The following is a 16,966-nucleotide window of genomic DNA, read 5'->3' on the forward strand; positions in this document are numbered from 1 at the left end:
CAGCAAAGCATCGGGAATCGTCTTCGAATCGGTCATCGCATACTCCTTGCTCAGGTCTGCTAAATGACCACTTACACAGTTCCTTGTACACCCTCGTTTTGAAGGCCGGTGGCTGAGTGGGCGCGGGCGGGGGCTTCGCGGGCAAGCCCGCTCCCACAGGGGGTTGCCCGGTGCGTTTGCCGGGTTCCGGCCGGTTCTGGCCGATCCATCCTTCGCATCTTCCAGCCTTCCTGTGAACTGCCTTTGACTTTGACCTGGCCCTTCTTCGTGCCTTCGTGCCCTTCGTGGTGAAAAAGGTCTTGCAAGCGGCAGGTCAGGGGGTGCCGAAGTCGAACTGCCAGGGGTCCTGTTCGGGGGCGTCGAGCAGGGAGGGGCGCAGGCGGATGATCTCGAAGCCGAGCGCGCGGTAGTCGTCGAGGCGATCCGGGGCCAGATCGGCGACCTCCACGAAGTCGGCGAAGGCGTCGGCCTCGATGCCGCGCCAGTCTGCGAAGGTGCCACAGACGGCGACGCTTACGTCTTCGTCGCGCACCAGTGCCTCGACCTCGGCGTGCAGGCCGGGGTGCTGGCCGGCCTCGCCGCGGGTGAGGGTGAACTGCTCCGCGCCGTGGGCGACGATGGCCACCGGGAAATCCGGGTCGTCTTCGCGCAGCCGGGCGATGTTCGCGCGGATCTCGGGAAGCAGCGCGGCGAGTGCCGCGCGGTCATTCTCGATGATCTCGAAGACCACGCCGGCGGGGCGTTCGTCGCGCTCTAGCAGCTCGAGTACGGCGGCCGAGGGTTCTCCCGCGGGCGCCGCTTCGGGTGCGCCGAGCGGGCTCGCGGCCAGCGCCGGCATCGCGCTCAGGATGCACAGGCACAGAGCGACAAGCCCCCCGGAGCGGGACGCGAACGACTTGAGGAGGCTGTAGATGCGCATGCCCCCATTGAAGCGGGCACCGGACCGGGACGCAAACGACCGTGTCCCGGGTGCGACGGGACCTGGCTCAGTGGCGGTCGCCGGTGGCCTCTTCGGCCATCTGGTCGTAGCTGGTGTGGCGCACGTCCTTGCCCTTGACGAAGTAGACGACGTATTCGCAGATGTTGCGGGCGCGGTCGCCGATGCGTTCCAGGGAGCGCGTGGCCCAGATGATGTCCATCAGGCGCGGGACCGAATCGGGCGAGGCGGTCATCTGTTTCATCAGCTTTTGGGTGATGATCTCGTACAGGCTGTCGATCTGGATGTCCTGCTGCGCCACACGCACGGCCTGTTCAACATCCATACGGGCAAAGGCATCGAGAGCGCCGCGCGTCATCTCGCGGGCGTGTTCGCCCATGCTGGCGATGTCCGCCATCGGGGCGCTGTTGCGGTCCGCGTCCAGCAGGTGCAGGCCCATGCGGCCGACGCGCTCGGCCTCGTCGCCCATGCGTTCCAGGTCGGTGATGGTCTTGATCACCGCGATCACCAGGCGCAGGTCGGAGGCAGTGGGCTGGCGCCGCGCGAGGATGTGGGTGCATTCCTCGTCGATCTCGACCTCCTTGGCGTTGATCTGGTAGTCCGAGGTCATCACCTTTTCGGCGAGTTCGACATCCCCCTCGACCATCGCGTGGACAGCATCGGCGAGCTGCTGTTCGACCAGGCCGCCCATGGCCATCACCTGCTTGATGATGTCCTCCAGCTCGGCGTTGAACTGCTGCGAGATGTGCTGTTTGAAGAAGCTCTTGTCCATTGTGGTATCCCCTTGCGGTCGCGACGTCAGCCGAAGCGGCCGGTGATGTAGTCCTCGGTCTGCTTTTTCGCGGGCGAGGTGAACAGGGTGTCGGTGTCAGCGTATTCGATCAGCTCGCCCATATACATGAAGGCGGTGTAGTCGGATACGCGCGCGGCCTGCTGCATGTTGTGGGTGACGATGACCAGCGTGTAGTCCTTCTTCAGCTCGATCATCAGCTCCTCGATCTTCAGCGTGGCCAGCGGGTCCAGCGCGGAGCAGGGCTCGTCCAGCAGCAGAACCTCGGGGTCGATCGCGATGGCGCGGGCGATCACCAGGCGCTGCTGCTGGCCGCCGGACAGGCCGAAGGCGTTCTCGTGCAGGCGATCCTTGACCTCGTCCCACAGCGCCGCGCGCTTGAGCGATTTCTCGACTACCTCGTCCAGCCGGCGCCGGTTCTTGACCCCCTGCAGGCGCAGGCCGTAGGCCACGTTCTCGTAGATCGACTTGGGGAACGGGTTCGGCTTCTGGAACACCATGCCGACGCGCCGGCGCAGCTCGGGGATGTCCACGGTCTTGTCGTAGATGTCCGCGCCGTCGAGCCGGATGGTGCCCTCGATGCGGGCTGCGTCGATCAGGTCGTTCATGCGGTTGAAGCAGCGCAGGAACGTGGACTTGCCGCAGCCGGACGGTCCGATGAACGCGGTGATGCGGTTCTTCGGGATGCGGATGTCGATCCCCTTGAGTGCCTGGTCCTCGCCGTAATAGAGCTTGAGGTCCTCCGCGGTCAGGCAGATGTCCTCGCGGTCGAGGTTCAGGCCGCGCGGGGCCTGGTTGTTCTGGGCCACGTTCACGGCGTGGGTCTGGGTGTCACTCATTTCGGGTACTCCATGGGGAATAGGGTTCGACACATCGCGTCGACGCGAAGCGTGCGGCGCCGGTCCGGAAAAGCACCGTCATCGCGAGCGCCGCAGGCGCGTGGCGATCGGCGTGGTCGGCGCCGACGCGGCCCGGGGCAGGCATCGGGGTTGCGTCGGGAGATAACTCGCTGCGCTCGCCCTTCGGGCCGGCCTGCGGCCGTTCAACGCGCTTCGCGCTTTTGTGCCACGGGTCCTGCGGACCCTCGCAATGACGGGAGAAGCCAGGCGTCATGGGGAGGCGCGCAGCGCCGTGGCGATCTCTGTGACGGACGCCGCAGGCGACTGGAGCGAACGTCGGGGTTGCGTCGCGAGGTTGCCGCGGCCCCTGCGGGGCCTCGCAATGACCGTGCCTGAGAGAGACGTTGTGCATGGCGCGTCTCAGTCGCTGTCGGCGCGGTACTTTTCGCGCAGGTGGTTGCGGATGGAGATCGCCGTGAGGTTGAGCACGATGATCAGCAGCACCAGGACCAGCGCGGTCGCGTAGACCAGCGGCCGGCCGGCCTCGACATTCGGACTTTTGAAGCCGACGTCGTAGATGTGGTAGCCGAGGTGCATGAAGGCGCGGTCCAGGTGGAGGTACGGGAAGTTGCCGTCCACCGGGAGGTTGGGCGCCAGCTTGACCACGCCAACCAGCATCAGGGGGGCCACCTCGCCGGCTGCGCGCGCCACCGCCAGGATCAGGCCGGTCATCATGGCCGGGGCGGACAGCGGCACGATCAACCGCCATAGCGTCTCGGCCTTGGTGGCCCCGAGGGCCAGCGAGCCATGGCGAATGCTGCTGCCGATGCGGGTCAGGCCTTCCTCGGTGGACACGATCACCACGGGCAAGGTCAGCAGGGCGAGGGTCAGCGAGGCCCAGATGATCGCCGGCGAGCCGAAGGTCGGCGAGGGCAGGGCGTCCTGGAAGAAGACCTGGTCGATGTTGCCGCCGATCAGGTAGACGAAGAAGCCCAGGCCAAACACGCCGAACACGATGGAGGGGACCCCGGCGAGGTTGTTCACCGAGATGCGGATGGTGCGCACCAGCGGCCCCTGCTTGGCGTATTCGCGCAGGTAGATGGCGGCCAGCACGCCGAACGGGGTCACCACGATGGACATCAGCAGCACCATCAGCACGGTGCCGAAGATCGCCGGCAGGATGCCGCCCTCGGTGTTCGCCTCGCGCGGGAAGCCGGTCATGAAGTCCCAGAAGTTGACCACGTAGTGGCCGAGCTTCTGCACGGTGCCCATGTCGTTCGGCCACCAGGCGTTCACGATCTGGGACAGGCTGATGCTGGAGCGCTGGCCATCGGCGGTCTGCAGGGTGAGCGCGTAGCGGGCGACCTCCTGGCGCAGGCGGTTGCGCTCGGCCTCAAGCTCGCTGTACTCCGCATCCAGTGCCTCGCGCTCGGCCTGCAGGACCTCATGGCGTTCGGAACGTTCCGCGTCGGAAAGCGTGGTGTCGCGCTCCAGGCCGCGTTCGGCCAGGCGGACCTGTTCCAGCGCGTGGTTGATACGGCCGATCTCGATGCGCTCGATGCGCTCGATCTGCTGCACCAGGGAGCGGGTTTCCGGGATGCGCGCCTCGAAGGCCTCGCGGGCCGCGCTGCCCTCGGCCACCACCTCGTCGTCCACTCGGAACTCGCGGATGTAGCCGTAGAAGTTGCCCCACTGCAGGCGCTCCAGGGCCACGGCATCGCGCGGGCGTTCCCACTCGGACATGAAGTCTTCGATGTACCAGCGGAAGTCGCGCGAATCGAGGTCGCGGTTGCCGCGCTTGATCAGGTGGCGGACCACGATCTCCTGGCCTTCCGGGACATCGAAGCCGGTCTCGCGCATGGCCTGGGCGGTCATGGTCTCGGAGCGTGAAAGCTCGCCCATCACCCGAACGGGCTCGCTCTGTTCGGTGGTCTGGTACTCGAACTCGATGATATTCGAGGGCCAGAAGAACGACAGGCCGTTGACCGCGATCATCAGGATCAGCCCGAAGACCATCGTCAGCGACACCGCCACGGCGCCCGCGTTGAGCCAGATCCAGGGGGTGCCCGTTTTGAACCATTTATTCATCGGATCGGAGCCTGTCGTCGATGCGGTTTAGAGGGAGCTGTACTTGTTGCGCAGGCGCTGGCGCACGATCTCGGCGACCGTGTTCACGAAGAAGGTCAGCGCGAACAGCACCAGGGCGGCGAGGAACAGGATGCGGTAGTGCGTGCCACCCACCGCAGTCTCGGGCATCTCCACCGCGATGTTGGCGGAGAGCGTGCGCATGCCCTCGAAGATGTTGAAGTTCACGACCGGCGAGTTGCCGGTGGCCATCAGCACGATCATGGTCTCGCCCACGGCGCGGCCGAAGCCGATCATCACCGCGGAGAAGATCCCCGGGCTGGCGGTCAGCAGCACCACGCGAACCACCGTCTGCCAGGGCGTCGCGCCTAGCGCCAGCGAGCCCTGGGTCAGGTGCTTGGGTACGTTGAAGACCGCGTCCTCGGAGATCGAGTAGATGGTCGGGATCACTGCGAAGCCCATGGCGATACCGATGACCAGGGCGTTGCGCTGGTCGTAGGTGTATCCGGCGTCGGTCAGCCACTGGCGGGCGTCGCCGTTGAACAGCCAGACCTCGATCAGGGGGCTCATCGACGCGGAGAACCAGCCCACCAGGATCACCACCGGGATCAGCACGGCGGCCTCCCAGCCCGCCGGGATCATGCGGCGCACACCCTCCGGCAGCAGCCGTGTCCAGACGAAGGCGACCACCAGCATCATCAGCGGCATCAGGATCAGGATGCTGGCGACCGCCGGCAGGTTGGATTCGATGTACGGGGCCAGCCAGAGCCCGGCGAGGAAGCCGAGGATGACGGTCGGCAGGGCCTCCATCAGCTCGATGCTGGGCTTGGTCAGGCTGCGCATGCGACTGGACATGAAGTAGGCGCTGTAGATCGCCCCCATGATCGCCAGCGGGGTGGCGAACAGCATGGCGTAGAAGGCGGCCTTGACCGTGCCGAGGGTCAGCGGCACCAGCGAGAACTTCGGTTCGAACTCGTCGGTCGCGGAGGACGACTGCCAGACGTAGTCGCCGCTGGAGCGGCCCTCGTACCAGACCTTCTGCCACAGCACGTGGAGCGAGACCTCCGGGTGCGGGTTCGACAGGCGGTGCAGGGTCCAGGTCTCGGCGGTGTCGATCGCGACGAGGAGGCGGTTGCGCGGGTCCATGTAGACCCGGTGCAGGGGCGTGGTGCCCACCTGGTGCTGGACCAGCGTGCGCTGCGAGGTGGGGTAATGGATGGCCAGGGCGCCACTGGCATCCGCCGTGGCGAAGCCCTTGCGGATATATTCCGGTTGGGTGTTGGTCACCGGCGCCGCGTGACGGGGAAACTCGCGTACGCGGGTAATCCGGTTCACGTTGTCGGCGTCACGCACCAGCATGTACTGCGTCACGGAGCCGTCCGACCCGCCGACGATCACCGAGACCGTCCCCAGCAGGTACTCCAGCGAGGTGACCTCGGCGTCTTCGCCCTCGATCACCCGCTGGGTGTCGATACGCCGGGCATTGCGCGGGCTGGAGATGTCGTAGAAGTGGAGTCGGCCCTGGTTGTCGCCCACCAGCATGTTGCGCCCGGTGATGTCCAGCAGGATGCGCGACGGGGTGGCGCCATCCAGCAGGGACGGCAGGTCGTGGGCGGAGCGGCGAACTTCGACCTCGCCGGTCATCATCGAGGTGCGTTCCTCGAAGTTCACCAGGCGCAGGCGGCCATCGGCTGTGGCCGCGGCGACGCGGACGCCGCTGGAGCCGCGCTGAATGCCGACGACCTCGATGGCCTGGCCTTCGCCATCGACATCCAGCAGGGACGAGCTCTCGTCCCCCAGCGGGTAGACCAGGCCGGGCTCGTAGGCGCGGCCTTCGGGCGTGAAGCTTTCGTTGTACTCGTACTCGATGGCGAGGACCTGACCATTGTCCAGACCAATCGCGACCAGTCGGGTGCGCGGTTCGGCGGCGGTGAAACTGGTGACCCGGGCATCGTCGGGGATCGGCAGTGACTGTTCCTGCACGATCTCGCCGCTTTCCGGGCGGAAGAAGATGGCCCGCCGGTCCTCGGTCAGGCGCACGGCCATCTCCCGATGCCGGTTCACGGCCAGGTGGACGGTCCCCGTGTCGGCGCCGCCGGGGGCGCTGTACTGGGTCTGTTCCTCGAGCTCCGCGCCCAGGAACATGGGCAGCGTCTCGCTCAGCAGGTAGACGAACATCAGGGTTAGCGCACCGACCACCGCGACGCCGAAAAAGCCGATCAGGTAGCGCGCCGAGGTGTCCTTGGCGCGGCGCCAGCGCTGGAAGCGGCCAAGGGTGGAGATCGCATGAGGTCCGGACATTCGGGATTCCCCTGAGGGTCGGCAGGCGGAAGGCTTGAGATGGCGTGCATGCTACGGGCGGTTCGTGACAGAACGGTGACAGCTACGTGACAGCCGTTTGAACGCCAATGGGAAGGGTTGGCGGCACAAAAAAGGCCCGGACGGTGTCCGGGCCTTGTGCGGTCTCGGCCGTGGCCGATGATCGCGGTGGGAGCGGCCTTGGGGGTGAAGCCCCGCCGGCAGGCTCCTGTGCCAGTGTTTATTCGAGGCCGAGGGCTTCGCGCTGGCGCTGGGCGACGGTCTCGGGCAGCGGCACGAAGCCGTCACGCACGACCACTTCCTGGCCTTCCTTGGACAGCACCATCTTCAGGAACTCGGCCTGGCGCGGGGCGAGGCCGTCTTCCGGATGCTTGTTGACCGCGACGTACAGGAAGCGCGAAAGCGGGTAGTCACCGGAGGCGGCGTTCTCGCCGGTCGGCTCGAAGTATTCACCCGGGTTCTGGCCCAGCGGCACAGTGCGCACGCCGGAGGTCAGGTAGCCGATGCCGGAATAGCCGATGCCGTTCAGGGACTCGGCGACCCCCTGGACCACGGAGGCGGAACCGGGCTGTTCGTTCACGGCGTTCTTGAAGTCGCCGTCACACAGGGCGTGCTGACGGAAGTAGCCGTAGGTACCGGAGACCGCGTTACGCCCGTAGATGGTGATGTCGCGGTTGGCCCAGGAGCCTTCCAGGCCGAGCTGGCCCCAGCGGTTGATGTCTTCGGCACCACCGCAGCGGCGCGTGGAGGAGAACACGGCGTCCACGTCGGCGATGGACATGCCCTCGACCGGGTTGTCACGGTTGACGTAGACCGCGATGGAGTCGATGGCGACCGGCACCAGGGTCATCTCGTAGCCGTGACGCTCTTCGAACGCGGCCTGCTCGCTGTCGCGCGGCTGGCGGGACATCGGGCCGAAGTCTGCGGTGCCTTCGGTCAGGGCGGGCGGGGCGGTGGAGGTGCCGGCGCCCTGGATCTGGATGTTGACGTTCGGGTAGAAGTCCTGGAACTCCTCGGCCCACAGCGCCATCAGGTTGTTCAGGGTGTCCGAGCCTTCGCTGGACAGGTTGCCGGAGATCCCGCTGACAGCCTGATAGGCCGGCAGGTTGGGGTCGACATCGGCCATCGCCGGGGTGATGGCGAGGGCGGCGGCCGCGGCGGCGGCGAGAATCGTGCGCTTGAACAGCATGGGTGTACTCCCTGGTGCTTGCTTTGAGGTTTGTTCGGAGCCGATCGGTCGGTCCTTGATGCGGGATTATCGGGAGGCTTGCTTGCAGTTGCGTGACGGCAACATGACAGCGGTGTGACATGTGGCGGGCTACTGCGGCAGCGCGGCGATCGGGGATGTGGGTCCGGCCAGACCCGGGCTATGCCCGGTAGATTGCTTCGCTGCGCTCGCAATGACGGGTTGCTGTAGCGGTCATTGCGAGGAGCGCAGCGACGCGGCAATCGGTCCGGATGGCCCGGGACCGTGAACCTTGTGGATGCTCGTCAGGCGCCCGCCGGGTCTTCCTGGCTGGACCGGTCGGCGGCTTCGGCGTGGCGAATGCGGCTCAGAGGGAACAGGCAGGTGAAGCGGCTGCCCTGGCCGACCTGGCTCTCGATCGCGAGGTGGCCGTCGTGGCGGGCAAGGACGTGCTTGACGATGGCAAGCCCCAGTCCGGTGCCGCCGCGGGACTGAGTGCGTCCGGCGTCGACCCGGTAGAAGCGTTCGGTCAGCCGACCGAGGTGATGGCTGGCGATGCCGGGGCCGGTGTCGTCGACGATCAGGCGCGCACCGTCAGGATCGGCTCGCCATTTCAGGGTGATTGTGGTCCCGCCGGGGGTGTACTTGACCGCATTGAACATCAGGTTCGCGCAGGCGGAACGCAGCTCGTCCGAATTCCCCCGGAATTCCAGCGTGGGGTCGGCGTCAAGGACGATCCGATGGGCCTCCGTGCCCGACAGCAGCCGTGCCTCCTCGGTCAGTTTCTGCAGCATCGGTAGCGGGTTGAACCAGTCCTGCGGGCCGGTGGTTTCGCCGGTTTCCAGGCGCGAGAGCAGTAGCAGGTCGTCCACCAGCAGCTTCATGCGTTCCGACTGTTCGCGCAGCATCTGCACCGAGCGGGTCAGTTCCGGCTGGTCCTCCAGTGCGTCTTCCAGTGTCTCGGTAACGCCGTAGAGCACGGTCAGCGGCGTGCGCAGCTCGTGCGAGACATTCGCGATGAAGTCGCGGCGCATCACCTCCAGCCGGTGCAGGTGAGTGGTGTCGCGCGCCAGGAGGAGGTACTGCGCATCGCCGTAGGGGAGCATGCGCATCTCCAGCTGGCGCTCGTCATCCAGCGGCGACGGCACGGTGACCCGCGCCAGCGACTCGCGGGCGCGTTCCATGAAGGTGAGGAATTCCGGGTGGCGCAGCAGGTGGGTGATGCGCTGGCCCTCGTCACGCGGCCACTCGAGCCCGAGCAGCTGGCAAGCCATATCGTTGATCCACTCGATGCGCAGGTCGTCGTTGAGGACCACGACCGCGTCGGGCATCGCGCGGGCCGAGTCGCGGTAGCGTTCCAGGAGCTGGCGCAGCCGATGCACCCGATTCTCGTGGCGTTTGCGGCGGCGGTAGAGCTGATCGAAGATCACGCCCCAGAGCCCACGCACATCGGGGGGCTCGGCGCGCCCGCCACGGCGCAGCCAGGTCTCCAGCCACAGCAGGTTGGCGATATTCCAGGCCAGGGCCGCGCCCAGCAGGAAGGCCACCGTGGGCCAGAACTGGCCGGTTGCCCAGCCAAGCGCCAGGATCGGCAGCGCGATCAGCAGGCTGGTAATGAGGATGTCGGGCCAGGTCTTGCGGGGCTGCACGGGGACCGCCGAAGGTCAGGGGTGTTGCGAGAAACGGTACCCCGAACCGCGCACGGTCTGCACCAGGTGATCATGGCCGGTGTCGGCCAGCGCCTTGCGCAGGCGGCGGATGTGTACGTCTACCGTGCGTTCCTCGACGTACACGTTGGTGCCCCAGACTTTGTCCAGAAGCTGTTCGCGGCTGAACACGCGGTCCTGGTGGGTCATGAAGAAGTGCAGAAGGTTGTATTCCGTGGGGCCCATGCTGATGGGTTCGCCATTGCCGGTGATGCGGTGCGAGACCGGATCCAGGCGCAGGCCCTCGATCTCGACCGGTTCCTCGCTGGTAGTGGGCGAGGTGCGTCGCAGCACCGCCTTCATGCGCGCGACCAGCTCGCGCGGCGAGAACGGCTTGGTCACGTAGTCGTCGGCGCCGACATCCAGGCCGCGCACGCGGTCTTCCTCTTCGCCGCGCGCGGTCAGCATGATCAGCGGGATGTCCTTGGTGACCGGGCTTGCCTTCAGGGTGCGCGCCCAGTCGATGCCGCTGATGTCGGGCAGCATCCAGTCCAGCAGGATCAGGTCCGGCGGGTCCTCCAGCAGCAGGGACTTGGCGCTGCGCACGTCGCCGGCCTCGCGTACCTCGTAGCCCGCCTTCTGGAACGGCAGCTGCAGCATTTCGCGAATGGCGGTGTCATCCTCCACCAGCAGAATTCGAGTGGCCATGGCCCCGTCTCGTGATTGCCTGGTCGGCATTAGATAACAGCCATGTTACAGACATGTGAACCTGCGGATCGTGAATGGTCCCGAAGGTGCAGGTTTGGAGGCCCGTTGGCCTGCGCGCTGGCGGCCACGCTTTCAGGTGCCGAGTACGAAGCGCTCGTCGCCGTGCAGGAAGATCATGCCGTCGTGGTGAGGGGAGCGGGCCAGTTGCTTGCGGATCGCCTGCTCATGGCCGGGCTTGAGGTGGGTGATGGCGATACGCGGGCGGTGTTCCAGCATGGCCAGATCCTCGCCCAGATGCTGCGGGGTGTAGTGCTTGGCCAAGTCGGCCATGCCCTCCATCTCGTCCGGGAGACCGGTCTCGATCATCAGCAGGTCGAGGTTGGGCAGGGCGTTGAGAGCCGGCCAGAGCTGATGCGAGGAGGTGGTGTCGCCGCTGAAGGCGAAGGCCGCGCCGTCGCGATTGGTGACGCTGTAGCCAACCGCGGGAACGGTGTGACGCGCCGGCAGCACGCAAATCTCGCGCTGGTCCACCGCGATGGTCTGCCCCGGCTGCACGGTCTCCAGCCGGATCAGGGGCTGGTCGGGCCGGGGCAGTCGGGTGAAGTCCGGCCAGATCACCCAGTTGAACACGTGGTCGCACAGGGCCTTCAGCGTGGCGGGCAGTCCATGCACATGAATGGGTGCGGCATCCGGGCCGTAGACCATGTCGGCCAGCATCGGGAGGAAGGCGATGTGGTCCAGATGCGAGTGGGTCAGGAACACGTGGCGAATGCGGCGGAGTTCGTCCAGGCTCAGGTCCCCGACGCCGCTGCCGGCATCGATCAGGACATCGTCATCGATAAGGATCGACGTGGTGCGCCGGCCCGGGCCGATCCCGCCACTGGCGCCCAGGATGCGAACGGTCAAGCTCATGCGGCGTAGTATATCCAGCCGGCGGCGGGCCGTCCCGCGGCTGGATTGGGGGAGTGCGAGCCGACGCCGGACACCCCTAGGGAAACACGGATCCATGTACACGCTCGCGCTCGAGTCGCTTTTGCGTGCGAACAAGGCGCGGTGACTGCGGTGCAGTCATTCTGCACAAGGGAGCCGCAACGCCGTGCGCGCGCCCGTTTTTGGTCACAACGGGCGGCCGAGCCCCTTCGGGGTTGGCACCCCAGGTTCCCCGATCCTGCGTTGCGGCCCGCATCCATCAAAAACGGGCCGGTAGAACCATTACCGGCTGCGCACCGCGCCTTGTCTCGGAAAACCTGGGGTGCCAACGCGAGCGTGTACATGGATCCGTGTTTCCCTGGGTGCTGGAGGTGGCTGACGGACATGCCTCAATGCTAGACCCAGTCCAGCCCCGGCTTCCGTGACGTGTCGCTCGAAAAGGCGATTTCGCGGGCGATATGCGCAGACGAAAGTTGCACCGACGGGTCTTCCCGCCACCCGGTGGAGTTGCTAGAATGCGCGACCTGTTTGGGGCGGTAGCTCAGCTGGGAGAGCGTCGCGTTCGCAATGCGAAGGTCGGGAGTTCGATCCTCCTCCGCTCCACCAAACACCTGAAAAAGGCCTGCTTTCGCAGGCCTTTTTCTTTTTGGGCGGGTTACGGGCCCGCGTGGCGCCGGGGCAATGTTCGTCTGCGCGGTGCGGTCCGGCGGGCGAAGGGCTCGGGCTCGTGCTGGCGCACGAGTGCGGCGAGGGCATCGGCCGGCAGGGGGTGGCTGCACAGGTAGCCCTGCCAGGCATCGCAGCCCTGGGTGGCGAGAAAGCCGAGTTGCGCGGCGTTTTCCACCCCCTCGGCGAGAACATCCAGCCCGAGGTTGTGCGCCATGCCGATGATGGTCACGGCCAGTTCGGCGTCGCTGCGATCCTCGGGCAGGTCGCGCACAAAGGTCTGGTCGATCTTCAGGATGTCGATGGCGAATTCCTTCAGGTAGGCCAGCGACGAATAGCCCGTGCCGAAATCGTCGATGGCCAGTGCCACGCCCAGTTGCTTGAGCTGTTGCAGGGTGCCGCGGGTCGTCTCGGCCTGTTCCATCAGCGTGCTTTCGGTCAGCTCGAGGGTCAGGCGTCGGGCCGGGAGACCGGTTTCCTGCAGGACCTGTCGGACCTGGTGAAGCAGGCCCGGTGCGGCGACCTGGCGGGCCGACAGGTTGACCGAGATCTCCAGCGGCGGCAGTCCGGCCCGGTCCCAGTCAACGACCTGACGACAGGCCTCGCGCAGGACGAACGCGCCGACATCCACGATCAGCCCGGTCTCCTCGGCTAGCGGGATGAAGGTATCCGGTGCGATCAGACCTCGTTCCGGATCGCGCCAGCGTACCAGGGCCTCGATGCCGGTGATCACGCCGGATGTCATCTGGATCTGGGGCTGGTAGTACACCTCCAGTTCGCCCTGTGCCAGCGCGCGGCGCAGGCGGTTCTCGATCTCCAGGCGCTGGCTGGCCGCATCGGTTAGGGCGGTGCGGTAGAAGCGGAAGGTATTGCGTCCCGCGTCCTTGGCCTCGTACATCGCGGCGTCGGCCTGGGTGATCAGTTCGCCGGCCTCGGTGGCGTCGTCGGGATACAGGGCGATGCCAATGCTTGCGCCCACCTGGAGGTCGCTCCAGCCCCCGACGGCGAAGGGTTCCGCGATCAGCGCCAGCAACTGGCGGGCGCGCGCCTCGAGTTCCCGGTGATCGGCCGCGTCTTCGATGATCACAACGAACTCGTCGCCGCCGATGCGCGCGTTGGTGCGCGCCTCGAAACGCGTCTTCAGGCGCTCGCCGAGGATTTGCAGCAGGTCATCGCCGACCCGGTGACCCAGGCTGTCGTTGACGGTCTTGAAGCGGTCGAGATCGACGAACAGGATGGCCAGGCATCCGTTCGCCTCACGGGCCTGCTGCATGGCATCGTGCAGGCACTCCTGCAGCAGCGTGCGGTTGGGCAGGCCGGTAAGCGGGTCGTGGCCGGCCTGGTAGGCAAGTTCGGCCTCGTGCGTGCGCAGTCGGGCCTCGGCCGCCCGGCGCTGCTCGACCTCCAGCGACAGCCGGGTGGTGAGACGCCGGTAATAAAGCGCGGCGAGGCCGCTCAGCAGCAACAGGCCCGCCAGTAACCCCAGCAGGACCTCGGGTCGGGCCTCCCAGTAGGCGCGCAGGTCGACCACCACCGGACGGTCGTAGGGCGGACGGCCGAGTTCTTCCAGCAGGGTGTGAACCGAGGCATAGGACAACGGCGCCGACCAGCCGTGGTAGCCGCCGGCGCGCACCGCGGGATGGTCGGACGGCAGGCTCAGCAGGGCGATGCTCACCGCCTCCGCCAGCGGATCCGGCGTGTGTTCCAGGCGCGAGAAGGGCCATTCCGGATACAGACGGGTGGAGTGGGCGAACGGGAAGTCCGCGGTCTCCCGGGCCCCCAGCACGCGCAGTGTCCCCGGGGCGAGGGTGCCGGCCCGGAGCTGGCCCTCCAGTACGCCGGTGCGCACGATGCCGGCATCGGCGTCTCCGGCGAGCAGCCCCTCGATTACGCGGTGGTGTGGCATGCCGGTGAATCCAAGGGCGGCGAGATCGTCCTCTGGCTCCACGCCCGCGTTACGCAGCGCCTCGTGGCCCGCCAGCCAGCCGCCCAGGGAGTCCGCGTCCACGGCGAGCAGTCGCTGGCCTCTCAGGTCGTCCAGGGACTGAAGATCCGCGCGGTCGTCACGCACCAGGATGGTCCCGCCGAACTGGCGGATAGGCTGGCCCTGTTCCTCGGCGATCAGGGTGGCCAGGCGGGTAATGCCCTGTCCGGCCTCCAGGCGTACGTAATGTCCGGTGTTGGTCAGGACGAAATCGATGTCGCGCGCGGCGACGGCCCGATCCAGCTCCGGGTAGTTCAGGGCCTGGATACGGAATTCGGCCGAGTCGATCTGCGCGCTCAGGTAGTCGGCGGTGGGCTGTTACTGGGCGGCGGTCTGGCCGGCATCGCGGAAGGCCAGCACGCCAATGGTGTACACCTCGGCACCGTCATGATCTCCCGCCATCGCCGGCGCGGCGCCGTACAGCGTGGAGAGCAGGGCCAGCAGACGGAAGAGGGGGGACCGGAGGCGCATCGGCAAGAGCCTACTATGAGAAGGGACTTGCCGTACACGCTCCCGGCTGGAGGGCCGTACTTGACCGGCCTGTGGATGAGGGGCGATCACGCGGCAAGCAAGGTCGCCGCCGCGTGACCGGAGGGGTGGACTACCAGCTCTTGTAGGGCAGGAACTTGCCGTTCCAGGTGATCTTCACACGGTCGCCCTTGGGGTCCTCGACCTTGTCGATGTCCATGGTGAAGTCGATCGCGCTCATGATGCCGTCGCCGAACTTCTCGTGGATCAGGGCCTTCATGGTGTCGCCGTAGACGTTGATGGCCTCGTAGAAGCGGTAGAGCACCGGGTCGGTCGGGATGGTCTTGTCCCAGTCCTTGTGCGGGAAGACCTGCAGGGCCTGGGCGACCTCCGGGCCAAGCCCCAGGAAAGTGGCCAGTTTGTCGGCCTGGTCGCTTTCCAGGTGATTCATGCCGTAGCAGGCGGAGGTCACATAGACCTCGTGCAACCCGGTGGCCTCGGCGATCGCGGCCCAGGTGGTGCCGCGGTTCTCTTTCGCCTCGAGGATGGTGGTGGTCATGGCGCTCTTGCTGAGACTCATCGTGTGCTCCTTGAATGGAATGGAAGGGGAAGGGTTTCAGACCGCGCGGACCATGCGCGGGCCGGGTTCGGGATCGGCCTCGGGCCGGGCCGGGTTGACGATGCGCGGACGGTGGCGCGGATTTTCGCCGCGGGCGGCCGCCTCCTGCGCCTTCGCGGACATCGCCTTGGCGCCGTCCACCAGGAAGTCCACCAGATGGTTGCGGATCGGGTAGTAGGCCTCCTCCTGATGCAGGGTGGCCCGTTTCCGCGGGCGCGGGATGTCGATCTTGACCGACTCGGCGACCTGGGCATGCGGACCGTTGGTCATCAGCAGCACGCGGTCGGCCAGCAGGATCGCCTCGTCCACGTCGTGGGTGATCATGAACACGGTCTGGTGGGTCTCCGACCAGATCTTCAGGAGTTCTTCCTGGATGACGCCGCGGGTCAGGGCGTCCAGGGCCCCGAACGGCTCGTCCATCAGCAGCAGTTTGGGTTCGATGGCAAAGGCGCGGGCAATCCCCACGCGCTGGCGCATGCCCCCGGAGAGCTGCGAGGGCTTGCGGTCCATCGCGTGATCCAGCCCGACCATGTGCAGATACTTCTCCGCGTGTTCGCGGCGCTTGGCCTTGCTCCAGTGCGGCCAGCGGGCGCGCACCGCGAACATCACGTTGTCGCGGGCCGACAGCCAGGGCAGCAGGCTGTGGTTCTGGAAGATCACGCCCTGGTCGAGGCTCGGGCCCTTGATCTCCTTGTTGTCCATGATCACGTTGCCGTCGGTGGGGGTGGCCAGGCCGGCGAGCACGTTGAGGATGGTGGACTTGCCGCAGCCGGAGTGGCCGATCAGGCAGACGAATTCGCCCTTTTCGATGTTCAGGTCGACCCCCTCGAACACCGTCATGAGGTCGTTCGAATCGGGTTGCGGGAAACGCTGGCTCAGGTTCTCGATTTCGAGGAATCCCTTGCTCATGGTTGTACTCCTGGTTGGGCTGCGCCGACTCAGTCGGCGTAGCGCACGAGTTTGGTGGCCTGGGCGAGGGAGGCATCCAGCAGGAAGCCAACAATGCCGATCATGATGATCGCGAAGATCACGCTGGCGAGATCGAGGTTGTTCCACTCGTTCCAGATGTAGTAGCCGATGCCGGTGCCGCCCACGAGCATCTCGGCGGCGACGATGACCAGCCAGGCAATGCCGATGGAGATGCGCATGCCGGTCAGGATGGTCGGGGCCGCGGCGGGCAGGATCACCGTGAAGGCCGTACGCAGGTTGGATAGCTCGTGGGTCTTCGCCACGTTCAGCCAGTCATTGCGCACCGAGGCGACGCCGTAGGCCGTGTTGACCAGCATTGGCCAGATCGAGCAGATGAAGATCACGAAGATCGCCGACATGTTGGAATCGCGAATCACGAACAGGGCGAGCGGCATCCAGGCGAGCGGCGAGATCGGCTTGAGGATCTGGATGTAGGGATCGAACGCCTTGTTCAGCAGCGGCGACATGCCGATCACGAAGCCCAGCGGGATGGCGATCAGCGCGGCCAGGGCAAAGCCCAGCAGGACGCGGTAGATCGAGTAGGCCAGCTGGATCCCGATGCCCTTGTCGTTCGGCCCCGCGTCGTAGAACGGGTTGCTCAGTTCGCTGAATGCATGGCTGAACACCTGTGTCGGGGCGGGGATGCCGCTGCTGGAACTGCGGTCCGTGCCAGCTCCCATCAGTTGTTCGTATTCGCTCAGCTCGCCCTGCTGAGGCGCGAGGACCTCCGGGGCGGTGGCGAGCTGCCACACACCCAGGAAGACCACGAGCATCACCAGCGACAGGACGGTCGCCCGGAAGTTGAGATTGCTCAACATGG

Annotated in this window: 12 protein-coding genes, 1 tRNA gene and 1 pseudogene; 1 reads left to right on the forward strand and 13 read right to left on the reverse strand. The window is 66.4% G+C overall.

The window, feature by feature from the left end:
• Positions 1-313: 313 nt before the first annotated feature.
• From H609_RS0109090 to H609_RS0109130, 9 genes are all read right to left on the reverse strand, one after another.
• On the reverse strand, positions 314-919 hold the full coding sequence (locus H609_RS0109090) for a DsrE family protein (protein ID WP_028484797.1): 606 nt from the start codon (positions 917-919) through the stop codon (positions 314-316).
• Positions 920-986: 67 nt separating this feature from the next.
• Positions 987-1,709, reverse strand: coding sequence for a phosphate signaling complex protein PhoU (gene phoU / locus H609_RS0109095; RefSeq protein WP_018867282.1), 723 nt, complete (start codon positions 1,707-1,709; stop codon positions 987-989).
• A 26-nt stretch (positions 1,710-1,735) separates the two neighbouring features.
• A complete protein-coding gene (pstB, locus tag H609_RS0109100; protein ID WP_018867283.1) occupies positions 1,736-2,566 on the reverse strand; it encodes a phosphate ABC transporter ATP-binding protein PstB in 831 nt (276 codons plus the stop codon).
• A gap of 420 nt (positions 2,567-2,986) precedes the next feature.
• Complete coding sequence (gene pstA, locus H609_RS0109105; protein WP_028484798.1) at positions 2,987-4,654, reverse strand: phosphate ABC transporter permease PstA; 1,668 nt, start codon at positions 4,652-4,654, stop codon at positions 2,987-2,989.
• Positions 4,655-4,681: 27 nt separating this feature from the next.
• Positions 4,682-6,952: an ABC transporter permease subunit gene (locus H609_RS0109110; RefSeq protein ID WP_028484799.1), complete on the reverse strand. Its 2,271-nt coding sequence runs from the start codon at positions 6,950-6,952 to the stop codon at positions 4,682-4,684.
• 238 nt (positions 6,953-7,190) lie between these two features.
• Positions 7,191-8,159, reverse strand: a complete 969-nt coding sequence (locus tag H609_RS0109115) for a PstS family phosphate ABC transporter substrate-binding protein (protein WP_028484800.1) — start codon at positions 8,157-8,159, stop codon at positions 7,191-7,193.
• Positions 8,160-8,461: 302 nt separating this feature from the next.
• Complete coding sequence (phoR, locus tag H609_RS0109120) at positions 8,462-9,805, reverse strand: phosphate regulon sensor histidine kinase PhoR (RefSeq protein WP_018867287.1); 1,344 nt, start codon at positions 9,803-9,805, stop codon at positions 8,462-8,464.
• 15 nt (positions 9,806-9,820) lie between these two features.
• Positions 9,821-10,510, reverse strand: coding sequence for a phosphate regulon transcriptional regulator PhoB (gene phoB / locus H609_RS0109125; RefSeq protein WP_018867288.1), 690 nt, complete (start codon positions 10,508-10,510; stop codon positions 9,821-9,823).
• 132 nt (positions 10,511-10,642) lie between these two features.
• Complete coding sequence (locus tag H609_RS0109130; protein WP_028484801.1) at positions 10,643-11,422, reverse strand: 3',5'-cyclic-nucleotide phosphodiesterase; 780 nt, start codon at positions 11,420-11,422, stop codon at positions 10,643-10,645.
• Positions 11,423-11,970: 548 nt separating this feature from the next.
• Between H609_RS0109130 and H609_RS0109135 the strand changes: the two genes are divergently transcribed.
• Positions 11,971-12,046, forward strand: a tRNA-Ala gene (locus H609_RS0109135).
• A gap of 49 nt (positions 12,047-12,095) precedes the next feature.
• Here the strand turns inward: H609_RS0109135 and H609_RS13395 are convergent.
• The 4 genes and pseudogenes from H609_RS13395 to ntrB form a co-directional block, all read right to left on the reverse strand.
• A pseudogene (locus H609_RS13395) lies at positions 12,096-14,561 on the reverse strand (putative bifunctional diguanylate cyclase/phosphodiesterase).
• Between the two features lie 130 nt (positions 14,562-14,691).
• Positions 14,692-15,138, reverse strand: coding sequence for a cyanase (gene cynS, locus H609_RS0109145; RefSeq protein ID WP_018867291.1), 447 nt, complete (start codon positions 15,136-15,138; stop codon positions 14,692-14,694).
• A 36-nt stretch (positions 15,139-15,174) separates the two neighbouring features.
• On the reverse strand, positions 15,175-16,086 hold the full coding sequence (locus tag H609_RS0109150) for an ABC transporter ATP-binding protein (RefSeq protein WP_019558879.1): 912 nt from the start codon (positions 16,084-16,086) through the stop codon (positions 15,175-15,177).
• A 29-nt stretch (positions 16,087-16,115) separates the two neighbouring features.
• Entirely contained in the window at positions 16,116-16,964 is an 849-nt protein-coding gene (ntrB, locus tag H609_RS0109155; protein WP_028484802.1) for a nitrate ABC transporter permease, read from the reverse strand.
• Between the last annotated feature and the right edge of the window lie 2 nt (positions 16,965-16,966).

It is taken from the genome of Thioalkalivibrio sp. ALE17 (assembly GCF_000425605.1).
GTDB lineage: Bacteria > Pseudomonadota > Gammaproteobacteria > Ectothiorhodospirales > Ectothiorhodospiraceae > Thioalkalivibrio.

Coding starts and splice junctions, on each gene's coding strand:
- H609_RS0109090 (WP_028484797.1), bottom strand. CDS start 919: ATGCGCATCTACAGCCTCCTCAAGTCGTTCGCGTCCCGCTCCGGGGGG.
- phoU (WP_018867282.1), bottom strand. CDS start 1,709: ATGGACAAGAGCTTCTTCAAACAGCACATCTCGCAGCAGTTCAACGCC.
- pstB (WP_018867283.1), bottom strand. CDS start 2,566: ATGAGTGACACCCAGACCCACGCCGTGAACGTGGCCCAGAACAACCAG.
- pstA (WP_028484798.1), bottom strand. CDS start 4,654: ATGAATAAATGGTTCAAAACGGGCACCCCCTGGATCTGGCTCAACGCG.
- H609_RS0109110 (WP_028484799.1), bottom strand. CDS start 6,952: ATGTCCGGACCTCATGCGATCTCCACCCTTGGCCGCTTCCAGCGCTGG.
- H609_RS0109115 (WP_028484800.1), bottom strand. CDS start 8,159: ATGCTGTTCAAGCGCACGATTCTCGCCGCCGCCGCGGCCGCCGCCCTC.
- phoB (WP_018867288.1), bottom strand. CDS start 10,510: ATGGCCACTCGAATTCTGCTGGTGGAGGATGACACCGCCATTCGCGAA.
- H609_RS0109130 (WP_028484801.1), bottom strand. CDS start 11,422: ATGAGCTTGACCGTTCGCATCCTGGGCGCCAGTGGCGGGATCGGCCCG.
- cynS (WP_018867291.1), bottom strand. CDS start 15,138: ATGAGTCTCAGCAAGAGCGCCATGACCACCACCATCCTCGAGGCGAAA.
- H609_RS0109150 (WP_019558879.1), bottom strand. CDS start 16,086: ATGAGCAAGGGATTCCTCGAAATCGAGAACCTGAGCCAGCGTTTCCCG.
- ntrB (WP_028484802.1), bottom strand. CDS start 16,964: ATGTTGAGCAATCTCAACTTCCGGGCGACCGTCCTGTCGCTGGTGATG.